This is a genomic window from Staphylococcus sp. HMSC62D11, from assembly GCF_001839145.1.
Lineage (GTDB): Bacteria > Bacillota > Bacilli > Staphylococcales > Staphylococcaceae > Staphylococcus > Staphylococcus lugdunensis.
Genome location: NZ_KV840181.1, coordinates 1 through 18,438, shown reverse-complemented (window position 1 = coordinate 18,438; position 18,438 = coordinate 1). Strand labels below are relative to the sequence as shown.

The 18,438-nt window shown below is 32.7% G+C and carries 20 protein-coding genes; 5 read left to right on the top strand and 15 right to left on the bottom strand.

The features are described from left to right. Positions 1 to 2: 2 nt before the first annotated feature. Positions 3 to 1,187, bottom strand: a complete 1,185-nt coding sequence (locus HMPREF3267_RS02590; protein WP_062077904.1) for a M20 family metallopeptidase — start codon at positions 1,185 to 1,187, stop codon at positions 3 to 5. A gap of 254 nt (positions 1,188 to 1,441) precedes the next feature. Here HMPREF3267_RS02590 and HMPREF3267_RS02585 point away from each other — a divergent pair, with 254 nt between their 5' ends. Beyond that, positions 1,442 to 1,912: an S-ribosylhomocysteine lyase gene (locus HMPREF3267_RS02585; protein ID WP_002461265.1), complete on the top strand. Its 471-nt coding sequence runs from the start codon at positions 1,442 to 1,444 to the stop codon at positions 1,910 to 1,912. Between the two features lie 404 nt (positions 1,913 to 2,316). Here the strand turns inward: HMPREF3267_RS02585 and HMPREF3267_RS12245 are convergent, their stop codons facing one another. The 7 genes from HMPREF3267_RS12245 to deoC all read right to left on the bottom strand — a co-directional run bounded on the left by HMPREF3267_RS12245 (position 2,317) and on the right by deoC (position 8,890). Further along, a complete protein-coding gene (locus HMPREF3267_RS12245) occupies positions 2,317 to 2,478 on the bottom strand; it encodes a FeoB-associated Cys-rich membrane protein (protein ID WP_002478945.1) in 162 nt (53 codons plus the stop codon). Positions 2,479 to 2,489: 11 nt separating this feature from the next. After that, a complete protein-coding gene (gene feoB / locus HMPREF3267_RS02580; protein ID WP_002478944.1) occupies positions 2,490 to 4,484 on the bottom strand; it encodes a ferrous iron transport protein B in 1,995 nt (664 codons plus the stop codon). A 9-nt stretch (positions 4,485 to 4,493) separates the two neighbouring features. Continuing rightward, the gene (locus HMPREF3267_RS02575) at positions 4,494 to 4,721 is read right to left on the bottom strand and encodes a FeoA family protein (protein ID WP_037540521.1); all 228 of its coding nucleotides are present in this window, start codon (positions 4,719 to 4,721) and stop codon (positions 4,494 to 4,496) included. Between the two features lie 596 nt (positions 4,722 to 5,317). Beyond that, on the bottom strand, positions 5,318 to 5,668 hold the full coding sequence (locus HMPREF3267_RS02570) for a DoxX family protein (RefSeq protein ID WP_002461269.1): 351 nt from the start codon (positions 5,666 to 5,668) through the stop codon (positions 5,318 to 5,320). Beyond that, positions 5,668 to 6,855 carry a phosphopentomutase gene (gene deoB, locus HMPREF3267_RS02565; protein WP_062077906.1) on the bottom strand — a complete coding sequence of 396 codons (1,188 nt, stop codon included), beginning with the start codon at positions 6,853 to 6,855 and terminating at the stop codon, positions 5,668 to 5,670. Before deoB ends, HMPREF3267_RS02570 begins: the two co-directional genes overlap by 1 nt. A gap of 10 nt (positions 6,856 to 6,865) precedes the next feature. Beyond that, a complete protein-coding gene (locus HMPREF3267_RS02560) occupies positions 6,866 to 8,167 on the bottom strand; it encodes a pyrimidine-nucleoside phosphorylase (RefSeq protein WP_062077907.1) in 1,302 nt (433 codons plus the stop codon). A 60-nt stretch (positions 8,168 to 8,227) separates the two neighbouring features. After that, complete coding sequence (gene deoC / locus HMPREF3267_RS02555; protein WP_062077910.1) at positions 8,228 to 8,890, bottom strand: deoxyribose-phosphate aldolase; 663 nt, start codon at positions 8,888 to 8,890, stop codon at positions 8,228 to 8,230. Between the two features lie 178 nt (positions 8,891 to 9,068). Between deoC and deoD the strand changes: the two genes are divergently transcribed. Then, positions 9,069 to 9,779 carry a purine-nucleoside phosphorylase gene (gene deoD, locus HMPREF3267_RS02550; protein ID WP_002461274.1) on the top strand — a complete coding sequence of 237 codons (711 nt, stop codon included), beginning with the start codon at positions 9,069 to 9,071 and terminating at the stop codon, positions 9,777 to 9,779. A 77-nt stretch (positions 9,780 to 9,856) separates the two neighbouring features. Here deoD and HMPREF3267_RS02545 read toward each other — a convergent pair whose 3' ends face one another. The 6 genes from HMPREF3267_RS02545 to HMPREF3267_RS02520 form a co-directional block, all read right to left on the bottom strand. Then, on the bottom strand, positions 9,857 to 10,303 hold the full coding sequence (locus HMPREF3267_RS02545; protein WP_002478940.1) for a Dps family protein: 447 nt from the start codon (positions 10,301 to 10,303) through the stop codon (positions 9,857 to 9,859). A 200-nt stretch (positions 10,304 to 10,503) separates the two neighbouring features. Next, complete coding sequence (locus HMPREF3267_RS02540; RefSeq protein ID WP_002492364.1) at positions 10,504 to 10,914, bottom strand: thiol-disulfide oxidoreductase DCC family protein; 411 nt, start codon at positions 10,912 to 10,914, stop codon at positions 10,504 to 10,506. A gap of 250 nt (positions 10,915 to 11,164) precedes the next feature. After that, positions 11,165 to 12,541: an EVE domain-containing protein gene (locus HMPREF3267_RS02535; protein ID WP_062077912.1), complete on the bottom strand. Its 1,377-nt coding sequence runs from the start codon at positions 12,539 to 12,541 to the stop codon at positions 11,165 to 11,167. Positions 12,542 to 12,790: 249 nt separating this feature from the next. Beyond that, positions 12,791 to 13,024: a hypothetical protein gene (locus tag HMPREF3267_RS02530; protein WP_002492351.1), complete on the bottom strand. Its 234-nt coding sequence runs from the start codon at positions 13,022 to 13,024 to the stop codon at positions 12,791 to 12,793. Between the two features lie 39 nt (positions 13,025 to 13,063). After that, entirely contained in the window at positions 13,064 to 14,002 is a 939-nt protein-coding gene (locus HMPREF3267_RS02525; RefSeq protein WP_002478936.1) for a type I phosphomannose isomerase catalytic subunit, read from the bottom strand. Between the two features lie 285 nt (positions 14,003 to 14,287). Beyond that, positions 14,288 to 14,947: an SDR family oxidoreductase gene (locus tag HMPREF3267_RS02520; protein ID WP_002492363.1), complete on the bottom strand. Its 660-nt coding sequence runs from the start codon at positions 14,945 to 14,947 to the stop codon at positions 14,288 to 14,290. Positions 14,948 to 15,101: 154 nt separating this feature from the next. Here HMPREF3267_RS02520 and HMPREF3267_RS02515 point away from each other — a divergent pair, with 154 nt between their 5' ends. Further along, positions 15,102 to 15,425, top strand: coding sequence for an ArsR/SmtB family transcription factor (locus HMPREF3267_RS02515; RefSeq protein WP_002461285.1), 324 nt, complete (start codon positions 15,102 to 15,104; stop codon positions 15,423 to 15,425). Continuing rightward, positions 15,418 to 16,386 (top strand): CDF family zinc efflux transporter CzrB, encoded by a 969-nt coding sequence (gene czrB / locus HMPREF3267_RS02510; RefSeq protein WP_002461286.1) that lies wholly within the window; start codon positions 15,418 to 15,420, stop codon positions 16,384 to 16,386. Before HMPREF3267_RS02515 ends, czrB begins: the two co-directional genes overlap by 8 nt. 53 nt (positions 16,387 to 16,439) lie before the next feature. Here czrB and HMPREF3267_RS02505 read toward each other — a convergent pair whose 3' ends face one another. Continuing rightward, entirely contained in the window at positions 16,440 to 17,171 is a 732-nt protein-coding gene (locus tag HMPREF3267_RS02505; RefSeq protein WP_002478934.1) for a metallophosphoesterase family protein, read from the bottom strand. Positions 17,172 to 17,303: 132 nt separating this feature from the next. Between HMPREF3267_RS02505 and HMPREF3267_RS02500 the strand changes: the two genes are divergently transcribed. Beyond that, complete coding sequence (locus HMPREF3267_RS02500; RefSeq protein ID WP_002461288.1) at positions 17,304 to 18,377, top strand: hypothetical protein; 1,074 nt, start codon at positions 17,304 to 17,306, stop codon at positions 18,375 to 18,377. Positions 18,378 to 18,438: the final 61 nt, after the last annotated feature.

Sequence of the window (18,438 nt, the reverse complement as noted above, 5' to 3'; positions counted from 1 at the left end):
CATTATTTGTTATTCCCCTTTATATGAGAATGCTGTTCGACTATAGCCTCAAACAGCGGTTGATTTTCAATTAACTCTAGACCCATCAATGCAATAATTTTTGCACCTCGAACAACCGCTTGATCTCCATGTACACTTGCAGCAGCTTCTCTAAAACGATGTGTATGACCAACTAAGTTTCTTGAGCCTATTTTGATATGTGGATGTATCGTAGGAACGACATGACTCACATTGCCAGTATCCGTAGATCCATATCCAAAATCGTCATGGCTGACTGCTTCACCTATTTCAATGGCATACTTTTCAAATAATGCATCTAATCTAGGTGTTTTAATAAATTCATTTACGCCATTTTGAATAGGCCCAAATTCATAATCGCAACCCGTTTGAATTGAAGCACCACGTGCAATTTGTTTCACACGTTCTGTTAATACATCTAATTCTTTGCGTGTTGTTGCGCGTGTATAAAAACGTGCATGAGTAAAATCTGGAATGATATTTGCTGCTTTACCACCATCTAAAATCACACCATGTACTCTTTGATCTTTCTTAATATGTTGTCTGAGTTGTGCCACGCCATTAAAATAAGAAATCATAGCATCTAAAGCATTGAGCGCTTCATCTGCATTTTCAGAAGCATGTGCACTTTTTCCGTAAAATTTAATATCCAAAACATCTACTGCTAATGTATTGATGGTTGGATATGTTTCGTTGCCAGGGTGAATCATCAATGCTATATCAATATCATCAATCACGCCGGCTCTAACATATGATGCTTTTGCACTTCCATTCTCTCCACCTTCTTCTGCTGGACAGCCTAAAACGACTACTTTACCACCAATTGAATCAATCGTTTGCTTTAATGCCGATCCAGCCAATACACTTGCAGTACCTATAATATTGTGGCCGCATGCATGTCCTAACCCAGGTAAAGCATCATATTCGGCTAAATAACCAATCGTTGGACCTTCACGTTCTGAATCATAAGTGGCTATAAATCCTGTTGCATGACCTGCGATATCTGTCTCTATCTCAAATCCTTGTTCAGCTAGTTTCTCTATAAGTATTCGAGACGCAAAAATTTCTTCATTTCCTAACTCCGGACGTTCATGTATTCTATGACTGATTTCTATATAATCGTATTTATTATTTTCGATATAATCCAAAATTTTTTGTTTACTGTTCATTATTACAACTATCTCCCTTACGTAACCCAAATAATCGAACAACATCTTTTACCCAATATGTTTTTTAATTAATCATTACTTATTTTATCGGAATAATACTTGATTGTCATTATATTTACAAAATTTTCTAACAATAATGTTCTATACCCGCCTCAACGGCATATGATGCATTAGGTCAAAATTGTCATTATACAGTCGTCTTGTTACAATCAATATATTAGATAAGTTTTAAAAGTAATTTAGGAGGATGTCAAATGGCAAAAATGAATGTAGAAAGTTTTAACTTAGATCATACAAAAGTTGTCGCGCCTTTTGTGAGATTAGCAGGTACGATGGAAGGCTTAAACGGTGATGTAATCAAAAAATATGATATCCGCTTCAAACAACCAAATAAAGAACATATGGAAATGCCTGGTTTACACTCACTTGAACATTTAATGGCAGAAAACATTAGAAACCATACTGACAAAGTTGTAGACTTAAGTCCAATGGGTTGTCAAACCGGCTTCTATGTATCCTTTATTAATCATGACGATTATAATGATGTTTTAAATATTATTGAAAAAACATTAAATGACGTATTACAAGCTAACGAAGTTCCAGCTTGCAATGAAGTACAATGTGGATGGGCTGCAAGTCATTCATTAGAGGGTGCAAAAGAAATCGCTAAAGCGTTCTTAAACAAACGCAATCAATGGCATGATGTGTTCGGTGAAGCTAAATAATTAGTTACAATATCCTGGATGATAAATCTCAAAATTCGCTCTAGGGAGCGGGACAGAATTCAAAAATGATTTTTGTCCCGACCCCTAGAGTTTTTTATATCACGTATTAATATTTCTAAGTGCAGTACTCCATCTTATTCCAATGGATAGTAACCGATATTTTATTTTCGAATATTTCTTAATTGGATACTCGCGATTCAACTTATCCTAACCCTACTTAAAGTTTTGCTCTCAAAACGATGTATATGCATGTGAACTGGCATTTTATTAGCAGAAGAAAGTAACTCATAATGAATAGAAACATAACTAATCTCAGTATGTTTCATACAACAAAAAAGCTTCTCTATTTGAATTCGTTCATTCAAAAATAGAAAAGCTTTTACTTTTATTTTAAAATTTGATTCTTAAGGCTTTAAATGTTTCTTATGTGACGTTGTATCACAATGACAATTAGATTTGCAACTTCCGCATTGCCCTTCTTTACTACGTTTAAAAAATTTTACTAATGTTAAAACCGTATAAAAGATGATAACTACGATAATCAAGATGTTTATAAATATATACATAAAAATCGTCCTTATATAAAAAGATTACTAATTTGATAAAATGCCAATGTTAAAAGATATGCTGTAACTATTGGGTAAAATAATGCAATGAGTGTCCATTTCCATGAACATGTTTCTTTTCTTATTGTAGCTACTGTCGAAATACATGGAACATATAATAGTATAAATATCATAAAAGCATAGGCTGATAAGGATGTGAATTGATGTTGAATTACGTTAACAAGCCCATTCTCATTTGAGGAATAAAGTATCGCCATTGAACTGATTATGACTTCTTTCGCTAAAAATCCTGGTATCAAAGTGGCACCTGCTTGCCACGTACCAAATCCCAAAGGTGAAAGTATAGGAGCTATTGCTTCTCCTATTATATGCATAAAGCTTTGATTAATTTTTACATCAAATCCATTAGGTCCTGTATATGTTAATGCCCATATGATTACTGAGCCAGCAAATATAAATGTCCCTGCTTTTTTTACAAAGCCTTTTGCCTTTTCCCAAGTGCTACGCCATAAAGTTCTAATAGAAGGTACACGATAAGTTGGTAGCTCAACAATAAATACTGAACTATCGTTTTTCAAAATAAATCGATTCATAATAGTACTAACTATTAAAGCAACTAAAATCCCAAGCAAGTATAAACTTAAAACTATGAGAGATTGATAAGTTTTAAAGAATACTCCCACAAACAATGCATATATTGGCAAACGTGCTGAACAAGACATGAAGGGAGCTATTAAAATTGTTATCAGCCGTTCTTTTTCATTTTCAATACTACGTGCAGCCATAATGCTTGGTACATTACAGCCAAATCCAATAATCATAGGAATAAATGACTTACCACTTAGCCCTATTGATTCCATTGTCTTATCCATTAAAACAGCTATTCTTGCCATATAACCCGAATCTTCAAGCAAAGAAATAAAGAAGAATAATACCACGATCTGAGGAACAAACACAAGCACTGAGCCGACACCTGCAATAATACCGTCTGTGATTAAATCTTGTAGAAATGGCAACAAGTGTAAGTATTGCATCATCATCTTTACCCAGTCGGTAAATTGCCCACCAATGAAATCATCCATTTTGTCGGATAAAGGCGTACCTACCCAAGTAAATGTGATTTGAAAAATGAGCCATATAATGCCTAAAAATATGGGTATCCCTAAATACTTATTCATCAATATTTTATCTAACTTAGCAGTAAAAAATTGCTTTTCTTCTTTAGGATATTCGACAACATTTTTTAAGATATCATCTATAAATTTATCTCTAATCAATTCCATACGTTCACGTACACGCATATTCAAATTTTTTTCTAATTCTTTTTTTATTGGTTCTAAACAATTAATCATTTCAGAACCTATTTCCTGATAAATTTGATTATTATCAAGTAAATATTGTATCGCTATAAAACGTATTCGTTCTTTAGGATATTCTGTCTCTTTTAAGATAATTGAACTTATTTTTTCAATAGCATCTTCTATATCATGACCATAGTTAATTTTAAATTGTTGTCTTTTATCAGGTTTTAAAAATTTCAATTCATGTAAAAGTTCATTAGTCCCTTTAGCTTTTCTCGCTACAATCGGAAAAACAGGTACTTTTAATTTTTTCATTAAAGTATCATATCTGACTTTAAGACCATGTTGCACTGCTACGTCAATCATGTTTAAACCAATAATTAAAGGTGCATTAAGTTCTAACAATTGAATAGTAAGGTTCAAATTTCTTTTTATTTGGCTAGTATCAATGATATTAATCATACCTGTAAAAGAAGATTCCATTAAAAAATCTGTTACTACAGTCTCATCTTTAGAAACTGGAGATAAATCATAAATGCCAGGTAAATCAATAAGCTGTCCTATGTTTTCTTTTAATTTACCTACCTTTTTTTCAACAGTTACACCACTCCAGTTACCTACGTATTCATAAGACCCTGTTAATGCATTAAACAATGACGTCTTTCCTACATTTGGATTTCCTAAAATACAAAAACTTTCGCCCATATATATAACCTACTCCTCTAATGTAATGTTTCTGGCGTCAGATTGTCTAATGCACAAAAATTGACCATTTACTTCAATAATACTTGGTCCATTAAATAAGCATTTTCGTTTAATACATACTTCACTGCCTTTTTTTATACCTAATGCACTTAATCGATATAACATATTTTTATTACATATACTTATACTTTTAACTTTGTAATTTTTATTTTTTATCCCAGTCTTTAAATTCAACAAAATACTCACACTTTCTAAATATTAATTAATAATCATTATCATTAAGAAAATTATATGACTAATTTTTATTAAAAACAATATCTACAAAAAACTATTTGTGTCGATTTATAGAACTGCTATAAATTTTAAATTCTTCTTAATTACGATCATTTTCTATCAACGATATCGTTTAAACTTACAGTACAGATGAGAGAGGTTATATTATGAAGGAACAAGACTTAAGAGTAACAAAAACTAAAAAAGCGTTATCGATGCGTTTTATCAATTATTGGAGAAGCGACGATTTGAATCCATCCCTGTAAATGAACTCTTTGACAATGTAATGGTTCATCGTACAACTTTTATAAATACTTTATGATAAGTAGGATTTGTTAGTTTATCTATTCAAATTGCTAACTAAAGATTACTTTCAACAGATTTAAAAAAATGCTTGAATAATCCTTTTCAAATAAAGAAAAATTAGAGAAAATAGATAAAGCACAAAGATGATATACAATTTCAAATCATCTTTGTGCTATTATTTTGGAATTTATGTCACAGCCTGTGTTACTAGTGTCAGATAAATCTATATCTTAAATTCGTATTATAACTCTTTCTTATAACTTTTTAATTAATCCTATTAATACAAATTGTAAAGGTAATCTCAAGTATAGTGCCCACTTAGGCACTTCTTTATCGCCTAAAGGTAATTCTTTACGTGCCATATAAATATTTGCTGGTAATACTGCTAATAAAAATAAATTCATACCTTTTTTCAACCATTCTGCTGGTCTTTTAATTAATAGCATCATACCAAAAAAGATTTCAAAAACTCCTGTAACAAGTACAGCAGTTTTTCGTAATGGTAAGTAATGTGGCACAATATTTCTAAACTGACGTTCATTTGTAAAATGTAAGACTCCTGCTGTGCCAAATGCTAAACCAAGCAAATATCTAAATAATTTCATTAATGTTCCACTCCCATTTCTTTTAAATAGCTTTTACCGAATTTTGGTAGTTCTACGTTGAAATTATCTGCTATTGTAGCACCAATTGAACTAAATGTCTCGTCACTTGATAATTCATGACCATGATTGATTTTAGGACTATACATTAATACTGGAATATACTCTCGCGTATGATCTGTCCCAGGTGCAATCGGGTCATTACCATGGTCAGCAGTAATGATGACTAAATCATCTTCATCCAAGTTTGCAATCAATTCAGGTAAACGATTATCAAAATCTTTGATTGCTTGTGCATAACCTTCTTTATCACGTCGGTGACCATATAAAGCATCAAAATCAACTAAATTTAAAAAGCTCATGCCATTAAATTCTTTTTGCGTAACATTTATCAATTGATCCATTCCGTCCATATTACTTTTAGTGCGAATCGCCTCTGTAACACCTTCCCCATCAAAAATGTCATTAATCTTTCCAATAGCGATAACATCGTAACCATTGTCTTTTAATTCATTCATAACCGTGTGTCCAAAAGGTTTCAATGCATAATCATGACGATTTGATGTTCTTGTAAAGTTACCTGGTTCTCCTACATATGGTCGGGCAATAACACGTCCAATTAAATATTTTGGATCCTTTGTTATCTCTCGTACCTTTTCACAAATATCATATAATTCTTCAAGCGGTATAATATCTTCATGTGCTGCAATTTGTAATACTGGGTCAGCACTTGTATAAACGATTAAATCACCCGTCTTCATTTGATGTTCACCAAGTTCATCAATGATTGCCGTACCAGAAGCAGGTTTATTCGCTACCACTTTACGTCCTGTCATCTCTTCAATTTGTTTAATCAATTCTTCTGGAAAACCATTAGGATAAACTTTAAATGGTTGCATGATATTCAAGCCCATCATTTCCCAATGTCCTGTCATAGTATCTTTACCGACAGATGCTTCACTTAACTTCGTATAAAAAGCCTCAGGATGATCTACTTTATGCACTACAGGCAAGTCAGTAATATTACCTAAGCCAAGTCGTTCTAAATTAGGTAATGATTCCTTAAATCCCTCTAATGTATGTTTAAGCGTGTGTGCACCTTCATCATTAAAGGCTGCTGCATCTGGTGCTTCTCCAATGCCTACTGAATCCATTACAATAAGATGTATACGTTTAAAAGGCGTTATCATTTTAACACTCCTACTCAGTAATAATTTTATGAATTAATGTTGGTTTATGACCTGTATCTTGAATGGCTATACTATCATAAAGTTTAGCCTTTACATCAAATATATCTGGCTGATTACTATAAATCGTTAATAATGGTTCACCCTCTTTGACAGTGTCCCCAACTTTTTTGTTTAATACTATACCGACTCCTAAATCGATTGTATCTTCTTTCGTCTGACGACCAGCACCTAACATCATTGATGCAATACCAATATCATTGGCAATCATCTCAGTTATTGTTCCTGTTTTCTGTGCTGGCAATTCTATTTTATATTGCGCTTGTGGTAATAATTCCGGGTGATCTACGATATGTGGATCGCCACCTTGGTTAGCAATAAACTGCTTGAATTTCGCTAATGCTGTTCCATCTTGAATTGCTTGTTTTAATTTTCGTCGTGCTTCTTCTAATGTCTCAGCTTGCTGGCCTAAAACTACCATTTGAGAACCAAGTGTCAACACGAGTTCTGTTAAATCTTCAGGTCCGTGTCCATTCAATGTTTCAATAGCTTCTCTCAATTCTAAAGCATTACCAATTGCGTTGCCTAACGGTTGACTCATATCTGAAATGATAGCCATCGTCTTTCTGCCAACATGATTGCCGATGGATACCATGGCATGCGCAAGTTGTTCAGCATCTTCTAATGTTTTCATAAATGCACCGCTACCTGTTTTAACATCAAGCACAATTGCATCTGCACCTGCAGCAATTTTTTTACTCATTATCGAAGACGCGATTAATGGAATAGAGTTTACTGTCCCTGTCACATCTCTCAAAGCATATAGCTTTTTGTCTGCCGGTGTTAAGTTACCCGTTTGTCCAATTACAGCAACTCGATCTTCGTTGACCAATTTAATAAACTCATCTTCACTGATCTCAACATGAAACCCTTCAACTGATTCTAATTTATCAATTGTGCCGCCAGTATGACCTAAGCCACGCCCACTCATTTTTGCAACTGGCACACCAACTGCAGCCACAAGAGGTGCTAAAACAAGCGTTGTTGTATCGCCTACGCCACCTGTAGAATGTTTGTCAACTTTTACCCCATTAATTTGGGATAAATCAATCACATCACCAGAATGTACCATTGCTAGCGTTAACGCTGCACGTTCTTGTTCTGTCATATCTTGAAAAAAAATAGCCATTGCTAAACTTGCAGCTTGATAATCTGGAATATCTCCCTTTGTATAGCCCTCAATAAAAAAGTTAATCTCATCCGTTGTTAATTCTTTCCCATCGCGTTTCTTTTCTATAATATCGACCATTCTCATAGCCATATCCCCTTTCAATAAGCGACTAGTTTGCTTTTTTATGATAATGCGATTATGGCATTAGTAATCGGTGTTAGCCTCAAGACCTTCTATTATTTCAACACCCGCACTCGCTCCAATTCGAGTTGCACCAGCTTCAATCATTTTTTTGAAATCAGCTAAGTTTCGTACCCCACCTGAAGCTTTAACTTGTAACTCATTACCAACCGTTTGCTTCATCAATGCCACATCCTCTGCGGTGGCACCACCACCAGCAAAACCAGTAGATGTTTTAACAAAATCAGCACCAGCAGCTCGCGCAATCTCACAAGCTTTGACCTTTTCATCATCAGTTAATAATATTGTTTCAATAATAACTTTAACTAAAATCCCATTAGCTGCACCAACAACACCTTCAATATCTTTTTTCACATCATCATAACGCCCATCTTTTAATGCGCCAATATTGATAACCATGTCAATTTCAGAAGCACCATTTTTTATTGCATCTTCTGTTTCAAATGTTTTTGTTGCTGTAGTACTCGCACCTAATGGAAAGCCAACCACGGTACATACTAATACATCTGAATCTCGTAATTGTTCTGCCGCATACTTCACTTGAGTTGGATTTACACAAACTGATTTAAAGTGATATGTTTTAGCCTCTTTGATTAACTTATCAATTTGTGCCTTTGTTGATTCTGGTTTTAATAAGGTATGATCTATATATTTTGCATAATCCATTAAAACGCCCTCCTATAAATTGTTGTTTAATATTTGCGCCTACGATAAAGTTTTCGTAGCATGGTTTAAACTTTAAAAATAGGCATTTTGTCCTTCCCTTCTATAGTACAAAAATTCGCAAAAAAGTTAAACAAATGTTATCTTTATGTTAAGAATGAAAGTCGAGGAGAGATAACAAATGTCTAAAGGTACACCACATATTCAACCTAAAGAACATAAAATCGCCAAAACCGTACTTATGCCTGGCGATCCATTAAGAGCAAAATACATAGCCGAAAACTTCTTAGATAATGTAGTGCAATTTAATGAAGTAAGAAATATGTTTGGATATACAGGTACTTATAAAGGTAAAGAAATTTCTGTTATGGGATCTGGTATGGGGATTCCAAGTATAGGTATATATTCATATGAGTTGTACCATTTCTTCAATGTAGATACGATTATTCGTATTGGGTCTTGTGGCGCACTGCAAGAAAATGTCAATTTATATGACATTATCATTGCACAAGCCGCTTCAACAAATTCTAATTATGTAGACCAATATCAAATTCCTGGTCACTTCGCACCAATTGCTGATTTTGACTTAATCACTAAAGCTAAACAGAAAGCAGACGAACTTGGTGCAGTTTCGCACGTTGGTAATATCTTATCGTCTGATACATTTTACAACGCGAACCCACACTTCAATGATCAATGGAAAAGAATGGGTATTTTAGGTATCGAAATGGAGTCAGCAGCTTTATACCTTAATGCAACTTATGCTGGTAAAAAAGCTTTAGGTATTTTTACAGTAAGCGACCATATTATCAAACAAGAAGAAACAACTGCGGAAGAAAGACAAAATTCATTTACACAAATGATGGAAGTCGCATTAGAAATTGCAGAATAAAAAAAGCCTTGATATTGTAATTACACTAGTAAAATCACATGTGTAATACAATATCAAGGTTTATTATATGGTTAAATTTATTTACTTAAATAAGATTTAAACATCCAGTTATGTTTATCTACTGAAGTTTGCATGCCGATAAACATATCTTCTGATACGTCATCTTCAGCTTCTCCAGCCACTTGAATAGCTTGTTCAAGTTGTTGTGAAATATTTGTTAAATCTTTAGAAAATGCTTCGACCATTTCTTCTGCAGAATAATTTAAACCTGCTTCTTCAACAATCGACATATCTAAACATTCTTTTAACGTTCCTACAGGATGACCGCCTACCGCTAAAATACGTTCAGCTAAATCATCAACATATTGACTTGCTTCATTATATAATTCTTCAAATTTAACATGCAATGAAAAGAAATTTGGTCCTTTAACATACCAGTGGAAATTGTGTAATTTAGTATAAGCCACCGTCCAGTTTGCAACTTGTTGATTTAATTCTTTTACTACATCTTGTTGATTTGCCATATTATTCATCGCTCCTTTTAACTTATATCATCGTAATGATGTTATCATTATATTATAATAATTCTAATCTGTAAAGCAAAATAACACTCTTATTTATAATTATTATAAATAAATTGAAGATTTATTCATATACCTAACCTTTGAATAAGCTTATTTTCAGCTATATGTTATTCTTATTATCCCTTAATTGAAAATCATTTTCAATTAATCAACTTTACATGTTGATTATCATCTAGGAAAAACGACTTTTCATAAGATGTTGGTCGATGCCATTTTGTTTTCCACATTTTATCTCTATTATTCGCAAAAAGATGATAGCCACAATCTCTAAGTGGTTTTGGAACCAATTTTAGTAATATCCCTAACCATTTAAACGTTGTTAATGATGTAATTAACGTCGCTATTGCAGTCGAATGATACTCAAGATGATGGCCTTCTTGCAGAATAACACTATTTTGATGCTGTGCTTCTGGATGTTGTTTGAATAAATGTTGCCCTATCTCACCTTGAAGCGTAGCAAATTGATATTTTTTAGATAAACCATGTCGTATTAACCATATTGCGTAATTATAGCAATATACACAGTTTCCATCATAATAAATAATTGGCATAAATTCACATCCTTACTTTTATTATTACTATTTCCTCTTCGGTTGCAAGCTAAACAACTTAAAACACATTTAAGAAACAGGCAAAATCAATTATTGCAGTTTAAGAGCCACACTACTTTGTCATAGTGTGGCTCCATTTATTTCAATATTTTGTATTGTAAGGCTTATTCCATAAAGGAATAGCTTTATCTTATTTTTACTGTCACTACTTAAAATATTTTCAAAAGGTTATATCATGAACAAGACTACTTTATTTATCTTGTTTTACTTTAACAATGCGTGTATATTTTAAAAATTGAGCTGAATATTTCTCTTTAATTACATCAATATCATCATAAGTAATACCAATAATATGCCAATTAGGATTAAAATGATAAAATGAATCTTTCTGGCGTGACCATATAATCATTTGTCCATCTTTATTATATCGTGGCAATGTCACTTCATAGCCTTCCAACACATTGATATACGTTTGAAAAATATCTGGATCAACACGGTTAAAATTATCAATGACTAAATAACTTTTATCGTTTTTAGGCATTAAATGTGTAATAAATCCTTCACGATAATATAATGCACCTGCTTCATTTGGTAAGTATTTACCATACAACATTTCTTCAGAAAAATCAGGGTGTCCAGTTGTTATGACTGGATTAGCATTGGTCTTATCTAATAATTCATTTGCTGCTTTTAATCCTTCGTCATGTTGCCCTACAACAAGTAAGATAAATGGTTTAAGCGCTTCATCTTTAGTTTGTTCGCTATGTACAGGTTGATTAATCGTCTCAAATGGCTTATTTACACCATCATTTTTGCTCATATCAATAATGGCATCATATTGAGTTTGAGACATACTAGCAATTGCCTGTTTCGCATTTTCTTGTAAAAAGTATAAATTCTTTAACTTTGGATGTTTATTTAATTGGCTTAATGTCACTGGTGTTATATTTTTATCATAGCGCACTTCGATTGCGGTGCTATTCGTTCTACCAGGTATGGGTGGCTTTTCATGAATATGCTTAGTCACTTCTCCAATACCAATGACAGCTTGATTTTTATTTCTATTATAAAATACTAGGTTGTCACCAACCTCTAATTGATTATAAAAATGGTAACCATTTCGTTTAATACCATTATAGGTATGTGTATATATTGTATAAATTTCCCCAGGTTCAAACGCTTCTGACTCAGCTAAAAAGAAATAGCGTGGTAATTTTTCTTGGCCTTGTCCTAAGGCGACAATAAGATCAAATTCCTCTTTAGTTAGTTGATTAAATAAAGTTTCTTTCATATTATTCATTCTATAATCTAATGCTTCACTGCGTTTTAAAAAGTCAATCGTTAATGGTTTTAGTAGCTCATCAAATCGAAAAGTGACTCGAATTTTATTTTGAGCGCCTGTTTGAACGCTAGTGATTTCACCTAATCCTAATAAACCAGTATCTGTTTGAACTTGGTAAAATATCACTTTGTCGCCAATTTCTGCTTTTTTAAATGCTCTAAAACCTTGAGAAGGATTAAATTGAGCTCCTGATTCAAATAATGTCGTTTGTCCAATTAATGGTTCATTATGATTCCATCTTGTATAGCCACAATTTAGCCAAAAGTAATTTACTGCTTCAGTCATTATGAAACTCCTAACCCTAATTATTCATTGTGAGAAAAAATACTTTCTCTTATGATTTCTTTTCATTTTATCATACTTCACGTAAAAATCTTGTGTAATTTCATAAAAATTAGCAATTAGATATAACATAAAATTCAATACCATATTTTAAAAAAAGAGAAAATCACTAGCCTATATGCTTATGACTTTCTCTTATAATATTTTCTACTTAGATGTAGTATTCATCATCTAATTGCTATTTGGTTCCTATTATTGCTGAACACCCACAATACTTGCTAGAAGCGGCATTAAATTTATCATTACACCCCCTAATGATAACAATCCACTTGTTTTATGATCTTTTAATGTTAATATTGCACTGATGACACCCATCAACGCAATAAATTGAGGAATAAGTCGCGTAGGATAATGTGGCACATTAAAAAAGATACCTGCACCAGCAATAACACCACAAACTAATGAAATGTATAAAAATTGCTTCAAATTTATACCTCCCAATATTCAAGAAACAGACTAATTTCTTTATAGATAGCTAATAATCAATGTGAAATCCCCTTCAAATACACTATCTAAATCTTCTGAAGTCAATATAAAATGGCTTCCTTTTTGAATTCTATAAATTTCTCCATCAGTAATCATCTGGCCCTCACCGTCAAGTACCGATACTAGACAAAATTCTCTCGGCTTCATGTAGTTTAAAGTACCTGAAATTTCCCATTTTACCATTGTAAAGAAATCACTGGATACAATATGTGAACATTTATGATTCTCTATAATTTCACTTTCAGGCACTAATTTCGGTACTTCAATTCCGTATTCTATAACATCCAAGGCCCTATTTATATTAAGAAAAGGCGTTGTTTGATTAGGACGATGACGTTTAAAATCATATATTCTATACGATATATCTGAATTTTGCATCGTTTCATAGGCTAACACGCCAGCGCTAATTGAGTGTAATGTACCTGCAGGAATAAAATAGAATTCACCAGCTTGCACAGGAACACGTTTTAATATGCTTTCCACTTGTTGTTCTTCTATAGCCTGTGCCATTTCTGCTCGTGATTGTGCCGTCGTACCTAAGACAATCTCAGCCTGTTCAGCTGCTTCTATAATATATAAACATTCAGATTTACCATATTGTCCATTTTCATGTTCATATGCATATGAATCTCCCGGGTGCACATGAATAGATAACGGGGCCGTTGCATCAACTATTTTACATAATAATGGGAATTCTTTACTGGGAAAATCACCAAATAATTCTCGATGCTCTGTCCATACTTGGTCTAATGTTTGACCAGCATATTGTCCATTTAAGATTTTACTTTTACCATTTGAGTGAGCTGAGATACACCAACATTCACCTATTGGTTTGTCTGGTAGGTGATAACCGAATGATTCGAGTTTATCACCACCCCAAATCTTTTCGTGAAATATTGGCTCTAAAAATAGTGGCATCATAGCCCCCCTCTTCAAAATTTATGTCTATTATAAAAGCTAATTTAGCCATTTAAAGTTCAAATTTATTATCGTTACTTAAGTTTATAATAACATAGCTAACTTAACACTAGTGATTGTATCACATTTGACAGTAATTGCGTTATTTACAATATTGCAAGCGCTTTACTTTTTCATGCAAAATACAATATAAATGCAAAATGTAATCATGCTTTTATAAAAAAAGAAGCTGGTATCATGAGTGAATATATGACCAGCTTCTTATTATTTGATTTAACTTGTTAATTATTTCTGTCTATAGCTAGCTAACGCTTCGGTAATCGATTTATCACCTGCAATAATTTGAAATTCTTGATTCATATATTGATTACTTGTCGATACTTCGTTAAGCACGCGCGCAACATCTTCTCTAGGAATAGCATTTTTACCTTCAAAATATAAACCTGCATCAATCTGTCCTGTGCCAGCATCATTGGTCAACACACCAGGATGGACGATTGTATAGTTTAGACCTGATGCTCTTAAGTAATGATCTGCATAATGCTTAGCTATGGTATATGGCTTTAAATCACCCGAAGCATCGAATGCTTGACGACGTGAATCATATGTTGAGACCATTACATAATGATTTATTTTTGCTTCTTTACTAGCAATCATTGTTTTTATTGCACCGTCTAAGTCGACAATAATGGTTTTATCTGCTCCTGTACTACCACCACTACCTACTGAGAAAATGATAGTATCAAATTGTTTAAACGTTTGTATTAACGTATCAATATCATCTTTTTCAACATCAATTTGTATTGCTTGAATTCCTTCATCTTGTAATTTAGAAACTTGTTCTTCTTTTCGAACACCGGCTGTAAAATCTTCATTTTGTGCTTTAAATTGTTTAACTAGTTGACTACCAACGCCACCGTTTGCACCAATTAATAAAATAGCCATAATAACGTCCTCCTTTTGAAATGCTAATTTGTATTTTACCACTTACATTTAACTGGCAAACATTAACTTTCTTGAATGAGTTGACCAAACAATGAGAAAAAGTTATATTAATATATGAACATATATTCATAAATACAGAAAGGATATGACTCATATGCCATCACATCGTTCTGATTTCGATACGCTTACTCGTGTAACCCAAATTTTTAAAGCATTAAGTGATATAAATCGTATTCGAATTATGGAATTACTTCAAGAAGGTGAAGCAAGTGTTGGCCATATTTCACATACGCTAAATATGAGCCAATCTAATGTTTCTCATCAATTAAAATTGTTGAAGCAAACTCATCTTGTTAAGGCCAAGCGAGCTGGTCAATCTATGATTTATTCTCTTGATGACCAACATGTCGCTACGTTGTTAAAACAAGCCATTCATCATGCAAATCATCCAAAAGAAGGTGGATCTTATCATGACTAATCACACACATCAACATCATCATGACCATGTCCACGGTCATGTACACACAAATAACAAAAAAGTATTACTTATTTCGTTTTTAATCATTGGCTCATTTATGTTGATTGAAATTATCGGAGGTTATCTCGCTAATAGCTTAGCTTTGCTCTCAGATGGAATCCATATGTTCAGTGATACCGTCTCACTAGGCATAGCACTTATTGCTTTTATCTATGCAGAAAAAAATGCTACAACATCAAAAACCTTTGGCTATAAACGTTTTGAAGTGTTAGCGGCATTATTTAATGGTGTAACTCTATTTATTATAAGTGCACTCATTATTATAGAAGCAATTAAACGTTTCTTCGCACCACCAGAAGTACAGTCAACTGAAATGTTTGTTATCAGTGTAATGGGATTACTTGTTAATATCATTGTCGCAGCAATTATGTTTAAAAGTGGTGATACGCATCATAATTTAAATATGCGTGGTGCCTTTATTCATGTGCTTGGAGATTTACTGGGCTCATTAGGTGCTATCGTTGCTGCTATCCTAATATGGTTATTTGATTTTACACTGGCTGATCCTATAGCAAGTATTATTGTTTCACTATTAATTTTAAAAAGTGCTTTCGGCATTACCAAATCATCGCTTAATATCTTGATGGAAGGAACACCAACAGATGTTGATTTAGAAGCAATAATTCAAACTATTACACAACATGGTCAAGTTCAAAATGTTCACGATTATCATGTTTGGACGATTTCAAATGATATGAATGCATTGAGCTGCCATGCCGTAGTAAGTGAAGCCCTTACTGTAGAGCAATGTGAATTACTACTCGAACGTATCGAACATGACTTATCACATTTAAATGTTCATCACATGACCATACAGTTAGAAACACCTAAACATAAACATGACACGTCCACATTATGTACAGGACTTCATCATTCACATGCTCACGTACACCAGCATTAAATTGAAAAGCTATCGTATCCTTTCTTTACTAGGAACTACGATAGCTTTATTTTTTAAAGAAATTTATCAAATATTAATTGTTTTGCTGGAACATGCTTTTCACTAAATCCTAAAAGAAATTCTTCATTATCATAAGGTAATTTGATTCTTTCCACCGAGAATTCACTATCAGTAATTGTCAGAATGCCATATACGGCATAAGCACCATTATTAAGACCAACAGAGCCTGGATTAAAGTACAGTTTCTTCTTATCATCAAATAAATGTAACGTATGATTATGTCCAAAAACAATTACATCAGCATCTTTATCTTGGAAAAGCGTTGACATATTTTGTGCACTTGGTTCAACTATAGGACTAAAAGGTTGTCCATCGATTGTAGTATTTAATTTACTATTATCAATTTCATAATGAATAAATAGCATTTTTTTACCACAGATGGTTTGTTCAATAAATCGTGGAAGCTGATTTAATACCTCATGATATTCTTCGTCAAGATGACTTTCAATCCACTGATGATGTTCATAAAATTTATCTTTTAAGTCTTCCGGATAAGGTGTGCCATTAACTATTGACATCACCGCTTCATCATGATTGCCTGCAATCATCTCCATGTCTTCACGTTCAAAGATGCTGTCTAATACTTTGTTTGTCTCGTGACCAATTCCAATATTGTCACCTAAGTTTATAATTTTATCAACATCTTCTCTACGATCAATATCATCCAAAACAGTTTCTAGCGCATCATAATTTCCATGCACATCGGTTATAATTGCAATTTTCATGATGATATCTCCTTTCATTAGTTCATTTATTAGCATATTCTAACACTTAATGTCATAATATGTTAGATATTCATTTAAAATTTTTTCGAATTTTGATATTGTATTTATATTAACGTAAAGGAGTGCTTCATTTTGTTTAAATTTCATAAATTAGCAATCAAAAATACAAAGTCACATTGGTTGTTAACATTTGTTTTTGCAATGATCAATGTGTTAATTCTCTTTGTGCTTTGTCAATTTCTTCCAAAACTATATCTAAGTAAAGTTAGTAATGACATGCAAGAGACTTTGATACAAAAAGGTAATGTTGATCCTCAACAATTACAGGAGCAATTACAGACGATTAATATCATTGTTTTGGTTGTTATAGCGATTATATTCCTTCTTGTTGGATATCAACTACTAGCTGGTTCTATTAATGTCATATCAAAATCTATTAAAAAGCAAAAATTTGGCTTTTCAGATTTACTTGTTTCATTTAAAGGTGGCAAATACATTTCTAGTATTTTACTCGGTATCATCAGTTTAATACTATATATCGCTTTAACTTGGATACATGCATTTCTTTTAAAATATCTCTTCAAAATTGTTGGAGAATTAATTAAACCTTTAGAAATTCAGAGTCAAAATACGTTATTGATTATTCAAATTGTAACATTTGTTTTTGTTTCATTTATTATTTCAATTCTATTGTGGATTGTATTAATACCTATGATAAACAGTACTGTACAATTTACTCAAGACCGTAATAAAACAGCTATTGCCTCATTAGAAGACGGTTTTAAAGGAATTGCGAATGGACAAAAAACGTGGTTTAAATTTTTTGTAGGTGTGTTATTGATTAACTTAATCGCACTCATCATATCACTTATATCATCGTTGGATATCTATTTATTACAAAATATGTCACAAACACTGGCTTATAACATTCATATTGCTATAATCATACTAGTGGCAATTATCACTATTATAATACATTACTTAAATACTTTAGGTGTTGTTCAATACTTTATTCGCAACGGAGAACCAGTCAATGTGTCTCAAGTTAAAAAGGATAAAAAAAGTAGCAAAAAGAACAAATCCGAATCATTAAATTCACAAGATGATAATGATTTAGCTTCTAATAATACAACATCTACAGAAACACACACGACTAAACCAACTGACGAACAAATACACACATCGATTGATGAACGTCAAAAATAAAATACAGGCTGGGACATAAAGCCCTAAAAAAACAGCAGTAAGATTATTTTCAATTAGAAAA